General features: G+C 63.9%; 16 protein-coding genes. 14 read left to right on the top strand and 2 right to left on the bottom strand.

Annotated features, from left to right (window positions below):
- Positions 1–261 precede the first annotated feature (261 nt).
- Entirely contained in the window at positions 262–540 is a 279-nt protein-coding gene (locus QTI24_RS20430) for a GIY-YIG nuclease family protein (RefSeq protein WP_286602958.1), read from the top strand.
- A 134-nt stretch (positions 541–674) separates the two neighbouring features.
- On the opposite strand, the gene QTI24_RS20425 is transcribed toward QTI24_RS20430, so the two are convergent.
- Positions 675–890 (bottom strand): serine hydrolase, encoded by a 216-nt coding sequence (locus QTI24_RS20425; protein WP_286602956.1) that lies wholly within the window; start codon positions 888–890, stop codon positions 675–677.
- Positions 891–1,131: 241 nt separating this feature from the next.
- Here QTI24_RS20425 and QTI24_RS20420 point away from each other — a divergent pair, with 241 nt between their 5' ends.
- The 4 genes from QTI24_RS20420 (at position 1,132) to QTI24_RS20405 (ending at position 5,179) form a co-directional block, all read left to right on the top strand.
- Entirely contained in the window at positions 1,132–2,172 is a 1,041-nt protein-coding gene (locus QTI24_RS20420; protein ID WP_286602955.1) for a Bug family tripartite tricarboxylate transporter substrate binding protein, read from the top strand.
- Positions 2,173–2,256: 84 nt separating this feature from the next.
- Entirely contained in the window at positions 2,257–2,778 is a 522-nt protein-coding gene (locus tag QTI24_RS20415) for a tripartite tricarboxylate transporter TctB family protein (RefSeq protein WP_286602954.1), read from the top strand.
- 21 nt (positions 2,779–2,799) lie between these two features.
- Complete coding sequence (locus QTI24_RS20410) at positions 2,800–4,329, top strand: tripartite tricarboxylate transporter permease (RefSeq protein ID WP_286602952.1); 1,530 nt, start codon at positions 2,800–2,802, stop codon at positions 4,327–4,329.
- Between the two features lie 13 nt (positions 4,330–4,342).
- Positions 4,343–5,179 (top strand): cytidylate kinase family protein, encoded by an 837-nt coding sequence (locus QTI24_RS20405; protein WP_286602951.1) that lies wholly within the window; start codon positions 4,343–4,345, stop codon positions 5,177–5,179.
- Between the two features lie 15 nt (positions 5,180–5,194).
- On the opposite strand, the gene QTI24_RS20400 is transcribed toward QTI24_RS20405, so the two are convergent.
- A complete protein-coding gene (locus tag QTI24_RS20400) occupies positions 5,195–5,803 on the bottom strand; it encodes a Crp/Fnr family transcriptional regulator (RefSeq protein WP_286602950.1) in 609 nt (202 codons plus the stop codon).
- A 184-nt stretch (positions 5,804–5,987) separates the two neighbouring features.
- Between QTI24_RS20400 and oxc the strand changes: the two genes are divergently transcribed.
- From oxc to QTI24_RS20355, 9 genes are all read left to right on the top strand, one after another.
- The gene (gene oxc, locus QTI24_RS20395) at positions 5,988–7,724 is read left to right on the top strand and encodes an oxalyl-CoA decarboxylase (protein WP_286602949.1); all 1,737 of its coding nucleotides are present in this window, start codon (positions 5,988–5,990) and stop codon (positions 7,722–7,724) included.
- A 31-nt stretch (positions 7,725–7,755) separates the two neighbouring features.
- Entirely contained in the window at positions 7,756–9,015 is a 1,260-nt protein-coding gene (gene frc, locus QTI24_RS20390; protein WP_286602948.1) for a formyl-CoA transferase, read from the top strand.
- Between the two features lie 121 nt (positions 9,016–9,136).
- Positions 9,137–9,574 carry a PAS domain-containing protein gene (locus QTI24_RS20385; RefSeq protein WP_286602947.1) on the top strand — a complete coding sequence of 146 codons (438 nt, stop codon included), beginning with the start codon at positions 9,137–9,139 and terminating at the stop codon, positions 9,572–9,574.
- Between the two features lie 34 nt (positions 9,575–9,608).
- Positions 9,609–10,856 carry a formyl-CoA transferase gene (frc, locus tag QTI24_RS20380; protein ID WP_286602946.1) on the top strand — a complete coding sequence of 416 codons (1,248 nt, stop codon included), beginning with the start codon at positions 9,609–9,611 and terminating at the stop codon, positions 10,854–10,856.
- 239 nt (positions 10,857–11,095) lie between these two features.
- The gene (sucC, locus tag QTI24_RS20375) at positions 11,096–12,211 is read left to right on the top strand and encodes an ADP-forming succinate--CoA ligase subunit beta (protein ID WP_286602945.1); all 1,116 of its coding nucleotides are present in this window, start codon (positions 11,096–11,098) and stop codon (positions 12,209–12,211) included.
- A 1-nt stretch (position 12,212) separates the two neighbouring features.
- A complete protein-coding gene (gene sucD, locus QTI24_RS20370; protein ID WP_286602944.1) occupies positions 12,213–13,112 on the top strand; it encodes a succinate--CoA ligase subunit alpha in 900 nt (299 codons plus the stop codon).
- Between the two features lie 9 nt (positions 13,113–13,121).
- The gene (locus QTI24_RS20365; RefSeq protein ID WP_286602943.1) at positions 13,122–13,889 is read left to right on the top strand and encodes a fumarylacetoacetate hydrolase family protein; all 768 of its coding nucleotides are present in this window, start codon (positions 13,122–13,124) and stop codon (positions 13,887–13,889) included.
- A gap of 35 nt (positions 13,890–13,924) precedes the next feature.
- A complete protein-coding gene (locus QTI24_RS20360; RefSeq protein ID WP_286602941.1) occupies positions 13,925–14,944 on the top strand; it encodes a 2-dehydropantoate 2-reductase in 1,020 nt (339 codons plus the stop codon).
- A complete protein-coding gene (locus tag QTI24_RS20355; RefSeq protein ID WP_286602940.1) occupies positions 14,941–15,867 on the top strand; it encodes a LysR family transcriptional regulator in 927 nt (308 codons plus the stop codon). Before QTI24_RS20360 ends, QTI24_RS20355 begins: the two co-directional genes overlap by 4 nt.
- Positions 15,868–15,887: the final 20 nt, after the last annotated feature.

The raw sequence follows: 15,887 nt of genomic DNA, 5'->3' as shown, positions 1-15,887 counted from the left end.
CCCTTGCCCTGCCGGCAAGCCAGCCCTCCTCACAGTCACGCTGTTCATCTCAGTGCTCTTGCCGCTCTTGAATTTGCCCGTAGGCAGGGAGGCATCCATTACATCTCCTTGTACGAAATAGGTTCTCATTTCGACGAGGCCAGTTTAGGTTTGCAGCGGAAATTGGGAACGCGCCTGAAGCGATATGCGGGAAGGAGTACTGCATGCTCATACAGCAGGCCGGTTGCAGTGGCTTCGCGAACCGCCCTGCACAATCGAAGCGTGCCTCGAACACTGCCTGATCCGCCACCCAAGCCCTACTGGCTCTACCTCCTGGAATGCGAGGACGGCGTGTACTACGCGGGGATCGCGCTCGACGTGGAGCAGCGCTTCTTTCGGCATGTGTTCGGACTGGGCGCGAAGTTCACGCGCGCGCGGCCTCCGGTGCGGGTGCTTGCGGCCCGCGAATATCCCACCAAGGGCGATGCACTGCGAGCGGAAGCCAGGCTCAAGGCACTGCCGCGCGCCAGGAAGCTGGCGTTCTTCGACGTCGCGGCGTAGTCGACTTGGGGGATCTCAACTCAGGCCGCGGGCACCGCGGCACCCACCTGCTGGTACACCGCCATCTCGAAACCGATCAGCGTCTCGATGACGGCCGAACTCCGGGAGGATGGACTGAACGGTGGCGTCGAGGCTCAGTCGTCCTGCTCCACGAGTTGCAGTGCTGCCGTCGTGGCCACGGCCTTCGTCATCGACGCGTTGCGGAACAAGGTGCGCGCGCTCGCTTCGCCGGCAGCGTGCTGGAACAGCTGGCCGTTGCGGTCGACCACCACCGCCGCAACGCCGTGCAAGGCGCCCTTCGATACGGCGCCGTCCAGTAGTGCCGCGATGGCCGAACCGTTGAATGCCATGGTCGTCTCCGACGTCCTGGGCGGGGAATCCGCGCGCGAACATTCTGCGCCCGACAGGCGGGAGGGCGCGACTCTCGGGCGCCACATTGCTGCGGGTAACCCCGATGCCGATTCTTCGGAAAATTGACCACGGTCAAGCCGCGTTTCCACGTTGGCGTCGCAGCATCACTACCCACCGGAACTTGAGATCAGGTTCCGCCAAAAAGAACAACGTGTGAATCCACGACCTACAGGAGACAACATGATCAAGAACCTTTTTTCGCGCTCGTTTTCCGGCGCCGCAAGGACTTCCGCCGTCGCCGTCTCGGTTGCGGCGGCACTGCTTGCGGTGTCAGCGCCTGCCTTGGCCTGGGAGCCCACCAAACCCGTCGAGTTCATCGTTCCCGCCGGGACAGGCGGTGGAGCCGATCAGATGGCGCGCCTGATGCAGGGCATCATCGTCAAGCACAAGTTGATGAAGGAACCGCTCATCGTCGTCAACAAGTCGGGAGGCGCCGGCGCAGAAGGCTTCCTGGCGGTCAAGGAAGCCAAGGGCGACCCCCACAAGATCGTCATTTCGCTGTCGAACCTGTTCACGACGCCCATGGCGACCGGCGTGCCTTTCAACTGGAAGGACATGAGCCCGGTTGCGATGATGGCGCTCGACCAGTTCGTCCTGTGGACGAACGCAAGCGAGCCCTACAAGAACGCCAGCGAGTACGTCGCGGCAGTCAAGGCCGCGGGGCCGAACAAGTTCAAGATGGGCGGCACGGGCTCCAAGCAGGAAGACCAGATCATCACGGTTGCACTCGAGAAGGCCACCGGCATCAAGTTCATTTACGTCCCCTTCAAGGGCGGCGGCGAAGTCGCAGTGCAACTGGTGGGCAATCACGTGAATTCGACCGTGAACAATCCGATCGAAGCGGTCGCCCAGTGGCGGGCCGGCCAGCTTCGTCCGCTGTGTGTCTTCGACGCCCAGCGCATGCCGTACAAGGGCAAGGTCACCGATACCCAATCCTGGAACGACATCCCGACCTGCAAGGAAGCCGGCGTTCCGACCGACTACACGATGCTGCGCGGCATCTTCATGCCTGCCGGCGTGACGGCCGATCAGAAGGCCTTCTACGTCGATCTGCTGACCAAGATCACCGCGACGCCGGACTGGAAGGAGTACATGGAGAAGGGCGCGTTCAATCCGACGTTCATGACCGGTGATGCATTCACCAAGTGGCTTGGCGAGGCCGAGGCCGCCCACCGCACGCTCATGACCGAAGCCGGATTCATGGCGGGCGCGAGCAAGTAAGCCCCTGCTTTCCATCGACCGTCCAGAGGGGCGCGTGTCAAGGCCGCCCGCCCCTCATTCCGCCACAAATTGATTGGAGGCTCCATGGAGCAGAGCGAAGAGTCCGTTGCCGCCCCGCGCACAGGCATCGCGACCTATGTGGTCGACGCAGCCGTCGCGGTGGTCCTGCTGGTCATCGGCATCGTGGTGATCGTCGAGAGTCGCAGGCTCGGCGCCGGCTGGACCAGCGACGGTCCGGGTTCGGGCTACTTCCCCTTCTGGATCGGCGTGATCGTGTCGGTGTCGGCCGTGGGCATCCTCTACCAGGCCTTGCTCGGCAAGAACAGGAACACCGAGGTGTTCGTGGATCCGGTGCAGTTGAAGCGCGTCATGTCGGTCCTGGTGCCTGCGATGGTGTATGTACTCGCTGTCACCTTCCTCGGCTTGTACGTTGCATCGGCGATCTACATCGCGCTGTTCATGATCTTCCTGGGCCACTACTCGCCCCTGAAGAGCACGCTGGTGGCGGTGGCCGTCAACGTGGTCTTCTTCTTGATGTTCGAGGTTTGGTTCAAGGTGCCACTCTTCAAAGGCTCGCTCGACCCCCTTCGATTTCTCGGCTACTGAGTTCCTAGGAGAACGCACACCATGGAAGAAGTCAGTGCCCTGATGCAGGGCTTTTCAGTGATCCTCACCCCCATGAACATCCTCCTGATGTTCGTCGGGATCATTCTCGGGGTACTCATCGGCGTGCTGCCCGGCCTGGGCGGTGCCAACGGGGTGGCGATCCTGCTGCCTCTCACATTCACGATGTCGCCGACCTCGGCCATCATCATGCTGTCGTGCATCTACTGGGGTGCATTGTTCGGTGGGGCCATCACCTCGATCCTGTTCAACATCCCCGGTGAGCCGTGGTCGGTGGCGACCACCTTCGACGGCTATCCGATGGCCCAGGATGGACGCGCCGGCGCTGCCCTGACGACTGCATTCACCTCGTCGTTCGTGGGTGCCTTCCTCGCGGTGGTGATGATCACGTTCATGGCGCCGCTGGTGGCCAAGTTCGCGCTCAAGTTCGGCTCGCCCGAGTTCTTCGCCGTGTACCTCCTGACCTTCTGCAGCTTCGTCGGCATGGGAAAGGGATCGCCCTTCAAGATCCTGGCGTCGATGGCGCTCGGCTTCGCGCTGGCCAGTGTCGGGATGGATACCGTGACGGGTCAGTTGAGGCTCACATTCGGGCAGTCCGAGCTGATGCGCGGCTTCGACTTCCTGATCGCCGTGATCGGCCTGTTCGGCATCGGCGAGATCCTGTTGTCGATGGAAGAAGGGCTGAAGTTCTCCGGCAAGACCGCCAAGATCGACCCCAAAGTCGTGCTCGAGACCTGGAAGCAGCTCCCGAAGTACTGGGTCACCTCCCTTCGCAGCGCCCTGGTCGGCATCTGGATGGGCATCACGCCGGGTGGCGCCACGCCAGCTTCGTTCATGAGCTACGGATTGGCGAAGAAGATGTCGCGCAAAGGGTCCAAGTTCGGCACCGGCGAGATGGAAGGTGTCGTGGCGCCGGAGACCGCGGCGCACGCCGCCGGAACCAGCGCGCTGCTGCCGATGCTGGCGCTGGGGATTCCCGGTTCGCCAACGGCTGCCGTGTTGCTGGGCGGGTTGCTGATCTGGGGTCTGCAACCTGGACCGCTGCTTTTCGTCGAGCAGAAGGACTTCGTGTGGGGCCTGATCGCCAGCATGTACCTGGGCAACATCGTCGGGCTCATCGTGGTCCTGAGCACCGTGCCTCTGTTCGCATCCATCCTGCGCATCCCGTTCTCGATCATCGCGCCGGTCATCATCGTCATCTGTGCCATCGGCGCCTACACGGTGCACAACGCGATGCTCGACATCTGGTTCATGCTGGGCTTCGGCATCGTGGGCTACCTGTTCAAGAAACTCGACTTCCCGCTGGCGCCGCTCGTGCTCGCACTGGTGCTCGGCGACAAGGCCGAAGACTCGTTCCGGCAAGCGATGCTGGTGTCGCAGGGTGACGTCATGATCATGTTCTCGAACCCTCTGGTCGGCGGCATCACCACCCTCGCACTGGCGCTGCTGTTCTGGCCCCTGCTCTCGAAGGCGTGGGGGCTGATCAGGCCGATCAAGGTGGACGAGCTGGCCGCCGAGCGCCCGCTGGATTGAACAGGGAGCCGACATGCCAGTCATCGCAATGACACAGGAGATGGGCTCGCTCGCCAAGGACGTTTCCGTCGAGCTCGCGCAGTCACTGGGATTGAGGATCGTGCGCCACGAGATTGCCGAGCACGTGGCCAACCGGATGCACGTGCCGCAAAGCCTCATCGGTCGCCTGCGCGAGGGCAAGGCAGGGCTGGTCGAGCGGCTGACCACCGACCAGCGCAGCGTGGCCCTGTACACGGCCGAAGAACTGTACGACCTCGCCGACCGCGGCGACGTCGTCCTGCGGGGGTGGGGCGCAACCTGCCTGTTGCGCCCGGTTCCGCACATCGTGTCCGTGCGTATCACCCGCTCGATGCGCAAGCGCGTCGAATGGTTGATGCGCGATCTCGAGACCGATGACGCCGAATTCGCCGAAGCCGAGATTCGTCGCAGCGACCAGGCTCACGCATCGCGCATGCACGAACAGTTCGGCGTCACCTGGGGTGATCCGCTTCTCTACGACCTGGTCCTCAACACCGATCGAATCTCGGTGCGGAGCTGCGTGGAGCAGATCAGTCTTCTGGTGCGCCGTCCGGAGTTTGCCGAAACCGCCGAGTCGCGGGCGCTTCTCTCGGGCATGGCCTTGGCGGCCCGCGTGAAAGTGGCGCTGAAAGACCATCCGGCGACGCGTGCCATCAGCATCACCGTCGAGGCGACCAGCGGGCGCATCACGATGCGCGGCATCGTCCTTGACGATGAAGAGCGGACGCAGGCGGAGAGCGTCGCCGCGGACGTCGCCGGCGTGACCGATGTCGACAACCAGCTCAAGCTGATGTCGAGCACCAGGCGCTTCGCCTCGTCCAAGCAGACCTGAGCGCGCCGCGGCGCCTCAGATCTTGCCGCGCTTCTTGAGCCGGCTCAGCGTTTCGGCCGAGAGGTTGAGGTACGAAGCCAGTTCCTTGCTCGGGATGCGGTCGATCAGTTCCGCGTGCTTGCGGATGAACCGGTGCACGCGCCCGGGTGCGTCGAGCAGGTGAAGGGTGATGGTGTGCGCCATGATCTCGCTCATCCCTCGCATCACCATGAACTCGAACAGTTCCTTCGCGAGCGGGCGCTTCTTCAGGAATTCGACCCATTCCTGCAAGGGCAGGCTCGCCACACGGGCCTTGGTCACGCAGACGATGCCGTACGGCGTGGGGGTGCCCAGCCGGAAGGCGGCGTAGCTCGTTTCCATGTCGTGCTCGTCGGCGAAGCGCAGGATCATTTCCTTGCCCTGTGCATTGCTCACGACCCGCTTGAGGATGCCGTCGAGGATGAAGTACTGCTCCATCTCGCGCACGCCCTGATTGAGAAGGAACTCGCCCTTGTTGCCGTCCACGATGGTGAGATGGGCCTCCAGCTCGGCGCGGTCGCTATCGCTCAGATCCTTGAGCAGCACGTTCTGCCGTAGCTGTACACGAATGACGTTTTGTTCTGGATGTTTCGAAAGAAGGGTCACTTCGCTCTCGTGGGGTTTTCCCCGCGTTCTGTTTTCCCGAAAGTTGACCGAGGTCAACGGCCGTACCGGGGACGCCGAATGATAGTCCTGACCACGACGCACGGAGTTTTCCGCTGTGCAACCTCCAGGGGTGAGGCTCGGCGTGCGAGTGATCGGATCCGTATTTCGAACTCAAGGAGACAAGATGTCCGCTGTCCTGGCCAACCCGCCGGCAACCTCGCACGAACAAGAAGAACCGACAACGATCGACGGGTTCCACCTGGTCATCGATGCGCTCAAGCTGAACGGCATCGACACGATCTTCGGACTACCCGGTATCCCGATCACCGACCTGACGCGCATGGCGCAGGCGGAAGGCATCCGGGTGATCTCGTTCCGCCATGAGCAACATGCGGGCAATGCGGCGGCGGCAGCCGGCTTCCTCACGCAGAAGCCCGGGATCTGCCTGACGGTGTCCGCTCCAGGCTTCCTCAACGGACTGACGGCGCTGGCCAATGCCACCACCAATTGCTTCCCGATGATCCTGATCAGCGGGTCCAGCGAGCGCGAGATCGTCGACCTGCAGCAGGGCGATTACGAGGAAATGGACCAGCTCGCGATTGCCAAGCCGCTGTGCAAGGCCGCCTACAGAGTCCTGCACGCCCAGGACATCGGCGTCGGCATCGCACGGGCTATCCGCGCCGCAGTGTCGGGTCGCCCGGGCGGTGTCTATCTCGACCTGCCGGCGAAGCTGTTCGCGCAGACCATGGAGGCCGCAGCCGGCAAGAAGTCATTGATCCGAGTGGTGGATCCGGCGCCCCGGCAGATTCCGGCGACCGACGCGGTCCGGCGTGCGCTCGATCTGCTCAAGACGGCGAAGAAGCCCCTGATTCTGCTGGGCAAGGGTGCCGCCTACGCGCAGGCCGATGCCGACATCCGCGCGCTGGTCGAGCGGACGGGCATCCCCTACCTGCCGATGTCGATGGCCAAGGGGCTGCTCCCCGACACGCATGCGCAATCCGCCGCGGCTGCGCGTTCCTATGTCCTGCAGGAAGCCGACGTCGTGATGCTGATCGGTGCGCGGCTCAACTGGCTGCTGTCGCACGGCAAGGGCAAGACCTGGGGCGGGCCGAAGCAGTTCATCCAGATCGACATCGCGCCGACTGAAATCGACAGCAACGTCGCCATTGCCGCACCCGTCATCGGTGACATCGGCTCCTGCGTGTCGGCGCTGCTGACGGGCATGGGAAGCGCCTGGGCCAAGCCGCCGGCCGAATGGACCGCTGCGATCGACGAGCGCAAGGACAAGAACCTGTCGAAGATGGCCGTCACCCTGGCAGCCCGGCCCTCGCCGATGAACTTCCAGAGCGCGCTGAGCGTGATCCGCGATGCGGTGAAGGCGCGGCCCGACGCCATCGTCGTCAACGAGGGTGCCAACACGCTGGACTTTGCCCGCAGCATCGTCGACATGTACGAGCCCCGCAAGCGTCTCGATGTGGGCACCTGGGGAATCATGGGCATCGGCATGGGCTTTGCCGTCGCCGCGGCGGTGGTGACCGGCAAGCCGGTAATCGCCATCGAGGGGGACAGCGCCTTCGGCTTCAGCGGCATGGAAGTGGAAACGATCTGCCGCTACAACCTGCCGGTTTGCATCGTCGTCTTCAACAACAACGGTGTCTACAGGGGCACCGACGTCAACGCCAGCGGCGGGGCGGACGTGGCGCCGACCGTGTTCGTCAAGAACGCGCGCTACGACAAGTTGATGGAAGCCTTCGGCGGCGTCGGCGTGCACGCCACCACGGCGGACGAATTGGAGCGGGGCCTGGCCGAGGCCATCGCTTCCGGACGACCGACGCTGATCAATGCCGTGATCGATGAGACCGCCGGCACCGAGAGCGGCCGCATCACCAGCCTGAACCCCAGCGCGGCAAAGAAGAAGTAATTCAAGCAAGTTAACCCAGGAGATCGTCAACATGAGCAGCAACAACAAACCACTGAGCAACATCAAGATCATCGACTTCACCCACGTGCAGGCCGGCCCGGCGTGCACCCAGATGCTCGCCTGGTTCGGTGCGGATGTCATCAAGGTCGAGCGCCCAGGCGCGGGCGATGTCACACGCTCGCAGCTGCGCGACATCCCCGACGTCGATGCGCTGTACTTCACCATGCTCAACAGCAACAAGCGCTCGTTGACGCTGGACACCAAGCAGCAGGAAGGCAAGCTCGTGCTGGAGAAGCTGATCCGCGAGTCCGACGTGTTGGTGGAGAACTTCGGCCCCGGCGCGCTGGATCGCATGGGCTTCACGTGGGAGCGCATCCAGGAACTCAATCCCAGGATGATCGTCGCCTCGGTCAAGGGATTCAGCGACGGCCACCACTACGACGACCTGAAGGTCTATGAGAACGTCGCACAGTGCGCGGGGGGCGCGGCCTCGACCACCGGCTTCTGGGACGGCCCGCCGACCGTGAGTGCCGCCGCCCTTGGCGACAGCAACACCGGCATGCATCTCGCCATCGGCATCCTGACCGCCATCATCGGCCGCGAGCAGACCGGCAAGGGCCAGCGCGTGGCCTGCGCGATGCAGGACGCCGTGCTGAACCTCTGCCGCGTGAAGATGCGCGATCAGCTGCGCCTGGACCGGCTCGGCTTCCTGGAAGAGTATCCGCAGTACCCCCACGGGACCTTCAGCGACGTGGTGCCGCGCGGCGGCAATGCCGGCGGCGGCGGGCAGCCGGGCTGGGTGCTGAAGTGCAAGGGCTGGGAGACCGATCCCAACGCGTACATCTACTTCACCGTGCAAGGCCATGCATGGGCGCCGATCTGCGATGCCATCGGCAAGCCCGAGTGGAAGACCGACCCCGACTACATGACGCCGAAGGCGCGCCAGCCTCACATCACCGACATCTTCGCGACCATCGAGGGATGGCTGGCCGACAAGACCAAGTTCGAGGCGGTCGACATCCTGCGCAAGTTCGACATTCCCTGCGCGCCGGTGCTGACGATGAAGGAGCTCCTGCACGACCCGTCGCTGCGCGCCAGTGGCTCGATCGTCGAAGTGCCGCACAAGGAACGCGGCAGCTACTACACCGTGGGCAGCCCGATCAAGTTCTCGGATCTCAAGCCCGAGATCACGGCCTCGCCGCTGTTGGGCGAGCACACCGACGAGGTTCTGGCCGAGCTCGGCTACAACGCCTCGCAGATTAGCGAGTTGCGCTCGGCGAAGGCGGTGTGACCGCCGGGACACGTCGTCGAAGTCGATGTGTCCTTGGGCGGCACCCGCGATGGGTGCCGTTTTTGTTGGAAGACCAGGAAGCGGAAAAAGAATGCCTCACGGAGAACAAGGAGCCAGCGCCATGAACACCGCCATCGACTGTCAGGCACTCGTCGCGGCTGTCGGCGATGCGATCATCGCGTCCGACGCCACCGGCGCCATCACGCTGTGGAATCCGGGCGCCGAGCGCATGTTCGGCTACACCGAGAGCGAGGCCCTGGGCCGATCGCTCGATCTCATCACGCCGGAGCGACTGCGCCAGCGCCATTGGGAGGGCTACCACAAGTCCATGGATACTGGCACCACGAAGTACGGCAATGACCTGCTGCGCGTGCCGGCCACACACAAGGACGGACGCTCGATGTCCATCGCTTTCACGGTGGCCATGCTCTTCGCGCCCGATGGCGCGGTGAGCGCGGTCGTTGCCGTCATTCGTGACGAGACCCAACGCTTCCAAGACGAGCGCGCGCTTCGCAAACGCGTGGCGGAACTCGAAGGATTGGCGGCGGCGGATCAATAGGCAACCCACATAGATCGAGACCGGAGACCCCTGTATGAGCAAAGCGCTGGAAGGCTATCGAATCCTTGACTTCACCCATGTCCAGTCGGGCCCGACCTGCACGCAGCTGCTGGCCTGGTTCGGCGCCGACGTGATCAAGGTCGAACGCGCCGGGGAGGGCGACGCAACGCGCGGACAGCTGCGCGACATCCCGGACGTGGACAGCCTCTATTTCACGATGCTCAACCACAACAAGCGCTCGATCACGGTCGACACCAAGAAGCCCAAGGGTCGGGAAGTGCTGGAAACCCTGATCAAGCATTGCGACGTGCTGGTGGAGAACTTCGCACCCGGCGCGCTCGACCGGATGGGCTTCACCTGGGAACGCATCCATGAGCTCAACCCGAGGATGGTCGTGGCCTCGGTCAAGGGCTTCGGCCCGGGCAAGTACCAGGACTGCAAGGTGTACGAGAACGTGGCGCAGTGCGCGGGCGGCTCGGCATCGACCTCGGGCTTCGACGACGGCCCGCCGATGGTCACCGGCGCCCAGATCGGCGACAGCGGCACCGGCTTGCACCTGGCGCTGGGCATCCTGGCGGCGTTGCTCCAGCGGCACAACTCGGGACGCGGACAGAAGGTGCTGGCACCGATGCAGGATGCCGTCCTGAACCTCTGCCGGGTCAAACTGCGCGACCAGCAGCGGCTCGAACGCACCGGGACGATGCACGAGTACCCGCAGTATCCGGACGGCACCTTCGGCGAGGCCGTGCCGCGGGCCGGCAATGCATCGGGCGGCGGCCAGCCGGGCTCGATCCTCAAGTGCAAGGGCTGGGAGACCGACCCCAACGCCTACATCTACTTCATCACACAGGCGGCGGTGTGGCCTGCCGTGTGCAAGGTGATCGGCGAAGAGGGCTGGATCACCGACGAGGCCTATGCCACGCCGGCGGCGCGGCTGCTGCACCTCAAGCCCATCTTCGCGCGCATCGAGAAGTGGACCATGACGAAGCACAAGCTCGAGGCCATGGAGATCCTCAACGCGTACGACATTCCATGCGGACCCATCCTGTCGATGAAGGAAATCGCCGAAGACGCTTCGTTGCGCGAAAGCGGAACCATCGTGGAGGTCGACCATCCGACGCGGGGCCGCTACCTGACAGTGGGCAATCCGATCAAGATGTCCGACAGCCCGACGCAGGTGAAGCGCTCGCCGCTGCTCGGCGAGCACACGGTGGAGGTGCTTGCGCAACTGGGCTACAGCCAGTCGCAGATCGAGGCATTGCGCGAAGAGCGCGTGATCTGATTCATTTGCAATCGAGCAGCGCAATGACCCGTGATGCATAACTCATGCGTAATGCTCAGCAAAGAATTCTTTAACTATCAATTATTTCTGCAGATTCCTACAGTTGACCGTTAGTCCCAGTCCCAATTGATTTGGCCGCAGCAACGTTCGACTCCAAGGAGACAGTAGTGACAGTTCAGGAATCCGCGGTGTCAGAAGCCTTCCGTCCGGCGACCGCCTGTCGCCCGTTCCGGAAGGTCATGACCATCCACGAATACCAGGCCAAGGAACTGCTGCGGAAATACGGCGTCGACACGCCGCGCGGCCTTCCGTGTGCTTCGGCCGACGAGGCCGCGGAAGCTGCCACCCGGCTCGGTGGCAGGGCGTGGGTGGTCAAGGCGCAGATGCATGCACGGGGCCGGGGCAAGGCGGGCGGCGTGAAGCAGGCATGGTCGGTTGCCGACGTCCGGCGGCTCGCGGAGGGTTTGCTGGGCTCTGCGCTGAGGACACGTCAGACGGGCCCAGAGGGCCGTGTGGTGAAACGCCTGCTGGTCGAGGAAGGCGTCGAGATCGAGCAGAAGCTCTACCTCCGCATGGCAGTGGACCGCGAGTCCGGTTGCGTCGCATTGACAGCATCGAAACCTGCTTCCATGTCGGAGTCAGCCCACAAGCTGCTGATCGATCCCGCCACGGGATGGAAGGCCGCCGAGGCGGACGCCCTTGCGCGGGGCATCGGCCTTGCGGGCAGATCGATCGCAGAGGCGAATGTCCTCATGCGGAAGCTCTACCAGGCCTTCGATGCCAGCGATGCGTCGCGTCTCGAGATCGATCCGCTCGTGGTGACGCGCGACGGCCGCTTGATCGCGCTGGACGCCAGCTTCGATTTCGACTCGAACGCGCTGTTCCGCCAGCCCGACATCGCGGCGATGCGAGACTGCGAGCAGGAAGACCCGGCGGAATTCGAAGCGTCGAACGGCAACATCGGCTGCGTCGTCAACGGCCCCGGTTCGACGATGGCGACGATGGACATGATCCGGTTCTATGGCGGAGCACCGGCCAGCTTCCATGACGTGGGCGGTGCAGCGACCGACGAGAAGCTGTCCGAGGCATTCGAGTTGATGTCGGGCAATCCGAAGGTGGGTGCCATCCTTGTGAGCATGTTCGGCGGCGTCACATCATGCGACGTGCTGGCCCACGGCGTGATCGCCGCGATACGCAAGGTCCGGCTCGCAGTGCCGCTGGTGGTGCACATGAGAGGGACCAGCGAAAGCCTCGGCCAATCCATCCTCGCGCAATCGGGCCTCCCGATCATGAATGCCAACGGCATGGCGGAGGCCGCGGAACTGGTCGTGACCGCGAGTCGGAGAAAGAGCTGAGATGTCGATTCTCGTCAACAAGCACACGAGGGTCATGACCCAGGGCATCGCCTGCGATACGGGACGCTTCCACACGACCCTGTGCCGCGCCTACGGAAATGGCAGGAAGTGTTTCGTCGCGGGAGTGAGCGCGGACCACGCCGGCGAGTTCTTCGATGGCGTTCCGACCTTCGCCACGGTGAGGGATGCCCGGGCCGCGACCGGCGCCACCGTCTCCGTCATCTACGCACCGCCGGCCTTTGCCGCCAGTGCGATCGACGAGGCGATCGACGCCGAGCTGGATCTGGTCATCTGCGTCACGGAGGGCATCCCGGTCCGGGACATGATCCGCACGCTCGGGCGGCTCAAGGGCAGCCGGACGCTTCTCCTCGGGCCGAACTGCCCAGGTCTCATCACACCGGACGAAATCAAGATCGGCATCATGCCGAGCGACATCCACCAGAGAGGCCGCATCGGCGTGGTGTCGCGTTCGGGCACGCTGGCCTATGAAGCCGCCAGCCAACTCAGGAGCTTCGGCATCGGGCAATCGACGGTGGTCGGCATAGGGGGCGACTTGCCCGGCGGCCTCCAACTCCTCGACGTGCTGAAGATGTTCAATGACGACCCCCGCACCGACGCGGTGATCATGGTCGGTGAGATCGGCGGCGACACCGAGGAGCAGTGCGCGTGCTGGATCCGGGATCACATGCGCAAGCCGGTGGTCGGCTTCGTCGCCGGCGCCGCTGCGCCGCCGCACTGGCGCGCGGGTGACACGGACGCCATCGCTTCCGGCGTCAACGGGAGCGCAGAAGAAAAGATGGCGCTGATGAAGCAATGCGGCATTCACGTCACGCCCAACCCCGCTGAGATCGGCAAGCTGCTGGCATCGCTCGTCATGCCGGACTACCTCCCCTTCGACTGAGAACGCGACATGCATCACCAATGGCTCCGTTTCGACCACGCCGGCAAGACAGGCTTCGGCACTCTCCATGGCGATCACGTTCGGGAGCACCAGGGCGACATGTTCGGAGCCTGTGAACCCACGGGTCGCATGCTGGCGCTTGCCGACCTCCAGCTGCGCACACCGACCACGCCGGGCAAGGTCATCGCGTTGTGGAACAACTTCCATGCGCTCGGTGACAAGCTGGGCCTGTCGGTGCCTTCGGAACCGCTCTATCTGTTGAAGGCGCCCAACTCCTACCTGGCGCATGGCGAAGTCATCCGCAAGCCCTTGGATGACAGCAGGATCGTGTTCGAGGGCGAGCTCGGCATCGTCATCGGCAAGGTCTGCACGGCGGTGGATGAAGACGATGCGCTGGAACACGTGTTCGGCTACACCTGCTCGAACGATGTGACGGCGGCCGACATCCTGAACCGCGACGTGTCCTTTCCCCAGTGGGTTCGCGCCAAGGGATTCGACACCTTCTGCCCCATGGGCCCGGTGGTGGCAACCGGGCTCGATCCGTCCATGCTCACCGTGACGACCCGTCTCAACGGGGAAGTTCGCCAGAGCTACCCGATCAGCGACATGCGCTTCTCGGTGCCGCAACTGGTCAGCCTGATCTCCTTCGACATGACGCTGTATCCCGGGGACGTCATCCTGTGCGGCACGTCGATCGGCGTTGGTTCGATGAAGGCCGGCAGCCTGATCGAGATCGAGATCGAAGGCATCGGCAAGCTGGGCAACCGCTTCGAGTGAGCCCGCCAGAGAGATTCAACTACTTGGGAATCGACATGAAGATTGCTGTGATTGGCGCGGGCGCCATCGGAGGACTCGTCGGCGCGAAGCTCGCGCTCGCCGGTGAAGACGTCACCTTCATCGTGCGCGGCGCGAACCTGGAGGCCATTGCCCGCAATGGCTTCAAGCTGATCGCGCACGACGGAGCAGAGGAGGTGGCGCGCAGCGTCAAGGCCACCGACCGTTATGACGAGGCCGGCCCGCAGGACATCGTCATCCTCGCCATGAAGGCGCACCAGGTCGAAGCGGTGGCCAATGACGTTCCGCGGCTGTTCGGTCCGGACACCGTGGTCGTGACGATGCAGAACGGCATCCCGTTCTGGTACTTCCACAAGCACGGGGGCGCGCTCGAAGGCTCGCCGGTTCGCAGCGTCGACCCCGACGGGCGGGTCGCCGCGAAGATCCCGGCCGAGCGGGTCATCGGCTGCGTGGTCTATCCGGCTTCCGAACTGCTGGCGCCCGGCGTCGTGAGGCACATCGAGGGCGATCGCTTTCCCGTGGGCGAACTCGACGGGTCGTCGAGCGAGCGCGTGAATCGCGTTTCGGCCTGCCTGAGCGGTGCCGGCTTCAAGGCCCCCGTGCTCGACGACATCCGCTCCGAGATCTGGCTCAAGCTGTGGGGCAACCTGACCTTCAATCCCATCAGCAGCCTGTCCCACGCCACGCTGGTCGACATCTGCCAGTTTCCGCCTTCGCGAGAGCTGGCCACCTCGATGATGCAAGAGGCGCAGGCCGTGGCCGGCAAGCTGGGCATCGAGTTCCGCGTGTCGCTGGAGAAGCGCATTGCCGGTGCCGAGAAGGTCGGCAAGCACAAGACCTCCATGCTGCAGGACGTGGAAGCAGGACGTGCTCCGGAAATCGATGCACTGGTGGGTGCCGTGGTCGAGTTGGCCCGCCTGACCGATACGCCCACGCCGCATATCGACACGGTGCATTCGCTGGTCAAGCTGCTCGCCCGGTCGATGGCGGATCAACGCGGCCATGTCCGCCTTCGGGAACTGGCCTCGGTCGGGTGAAGCACGCCACGTTGCGGCAGCTGAAGGTGTTCGAGGCGGTCGCGAGACTGCTGAGTTTCTCGCGCGCGGCGGAGGAACTCCACCTGACGCAACCCGCGGTGTCCACACAGGTGCGCAAGCTGCAAGAGCACGCGGGCAACGCGCTCTTCGAACAGTTCGGCAAGAAGATCTACCTCACCCCGGCGGGCGCGGAGCTGCTTCAGATCGGCCGCTCGATCATTCAGCAGTTCGAGGCAGCCGAGAGTGCGATGACCCAGTTCAAGGGTGTCTCGGGAGGCCGGCTCAATGTGGGCGTGATCAGTGCCGGCGACTACTTCTTTCCGCGCTTGCTCGTCGACTTCGCGAGTCGGCATCGGGGCGTGAAGCTCAATTTCACGGTTCACAACCGGGAGGGGTTGCTGATCCATATCACCGAGAACCTGACCGACCTGGCGATCATGGTGCGGCCGCCTGCCGATCTCGACACCGTCAACGAGCCCTTCGCGCCGCACCCTTACGTCGTCGTCGCGGCCGCCAACCATCCACTCGTCGGTGTGAAGCAGATCCCGGTGGCGACGCTGATGCATGAGCCCTTCGTCGTCCGCGAGAAGGGCTCGGACACACGGAACTCCATGGAAGAAGCCCTGGGCGGCCAGCTGGCGGGGGTTCATATCGCCATGGAAATCCGCAGTACGGAGACGATCAAGCAGGCCGTGATCGCCGGCATGGGCGTCAGCTTCTTGTCTGCGCACACAGTCAGTCAGGAACTGAAGTCAGGCAGCCTGAGTGTTCTCGACGTTCAAGGGCTTCCGCTGGTCCTCAACTGGTACGTGGTGCATCGGAGGACCAAGCGGCTGCCGCCGGTGGCACAGGCTTTCAAGGACTTTCTCATGTGCGACGGAACGGCGCTGATCTCACAGATCGTCCCGGTCCCCGGCCTTTGATTCGCCACGGCCGGCGTGGC

The organism is Variovorax sp. J22P240 (genome assembly GCF_030316855.1).
In the GTDB taxonomy this organism is placed as follows: Bacteria; Pseudomonadota; Gammaproteobacteria; order Burkholderiales; family Burkholderiaceae_C; genus Variovorax.
The sequence above is the reverse complement of the archived record's forward strand: the minus strand, read 5'-3'. Positions and strand labels throughout refer to the sequence as shown.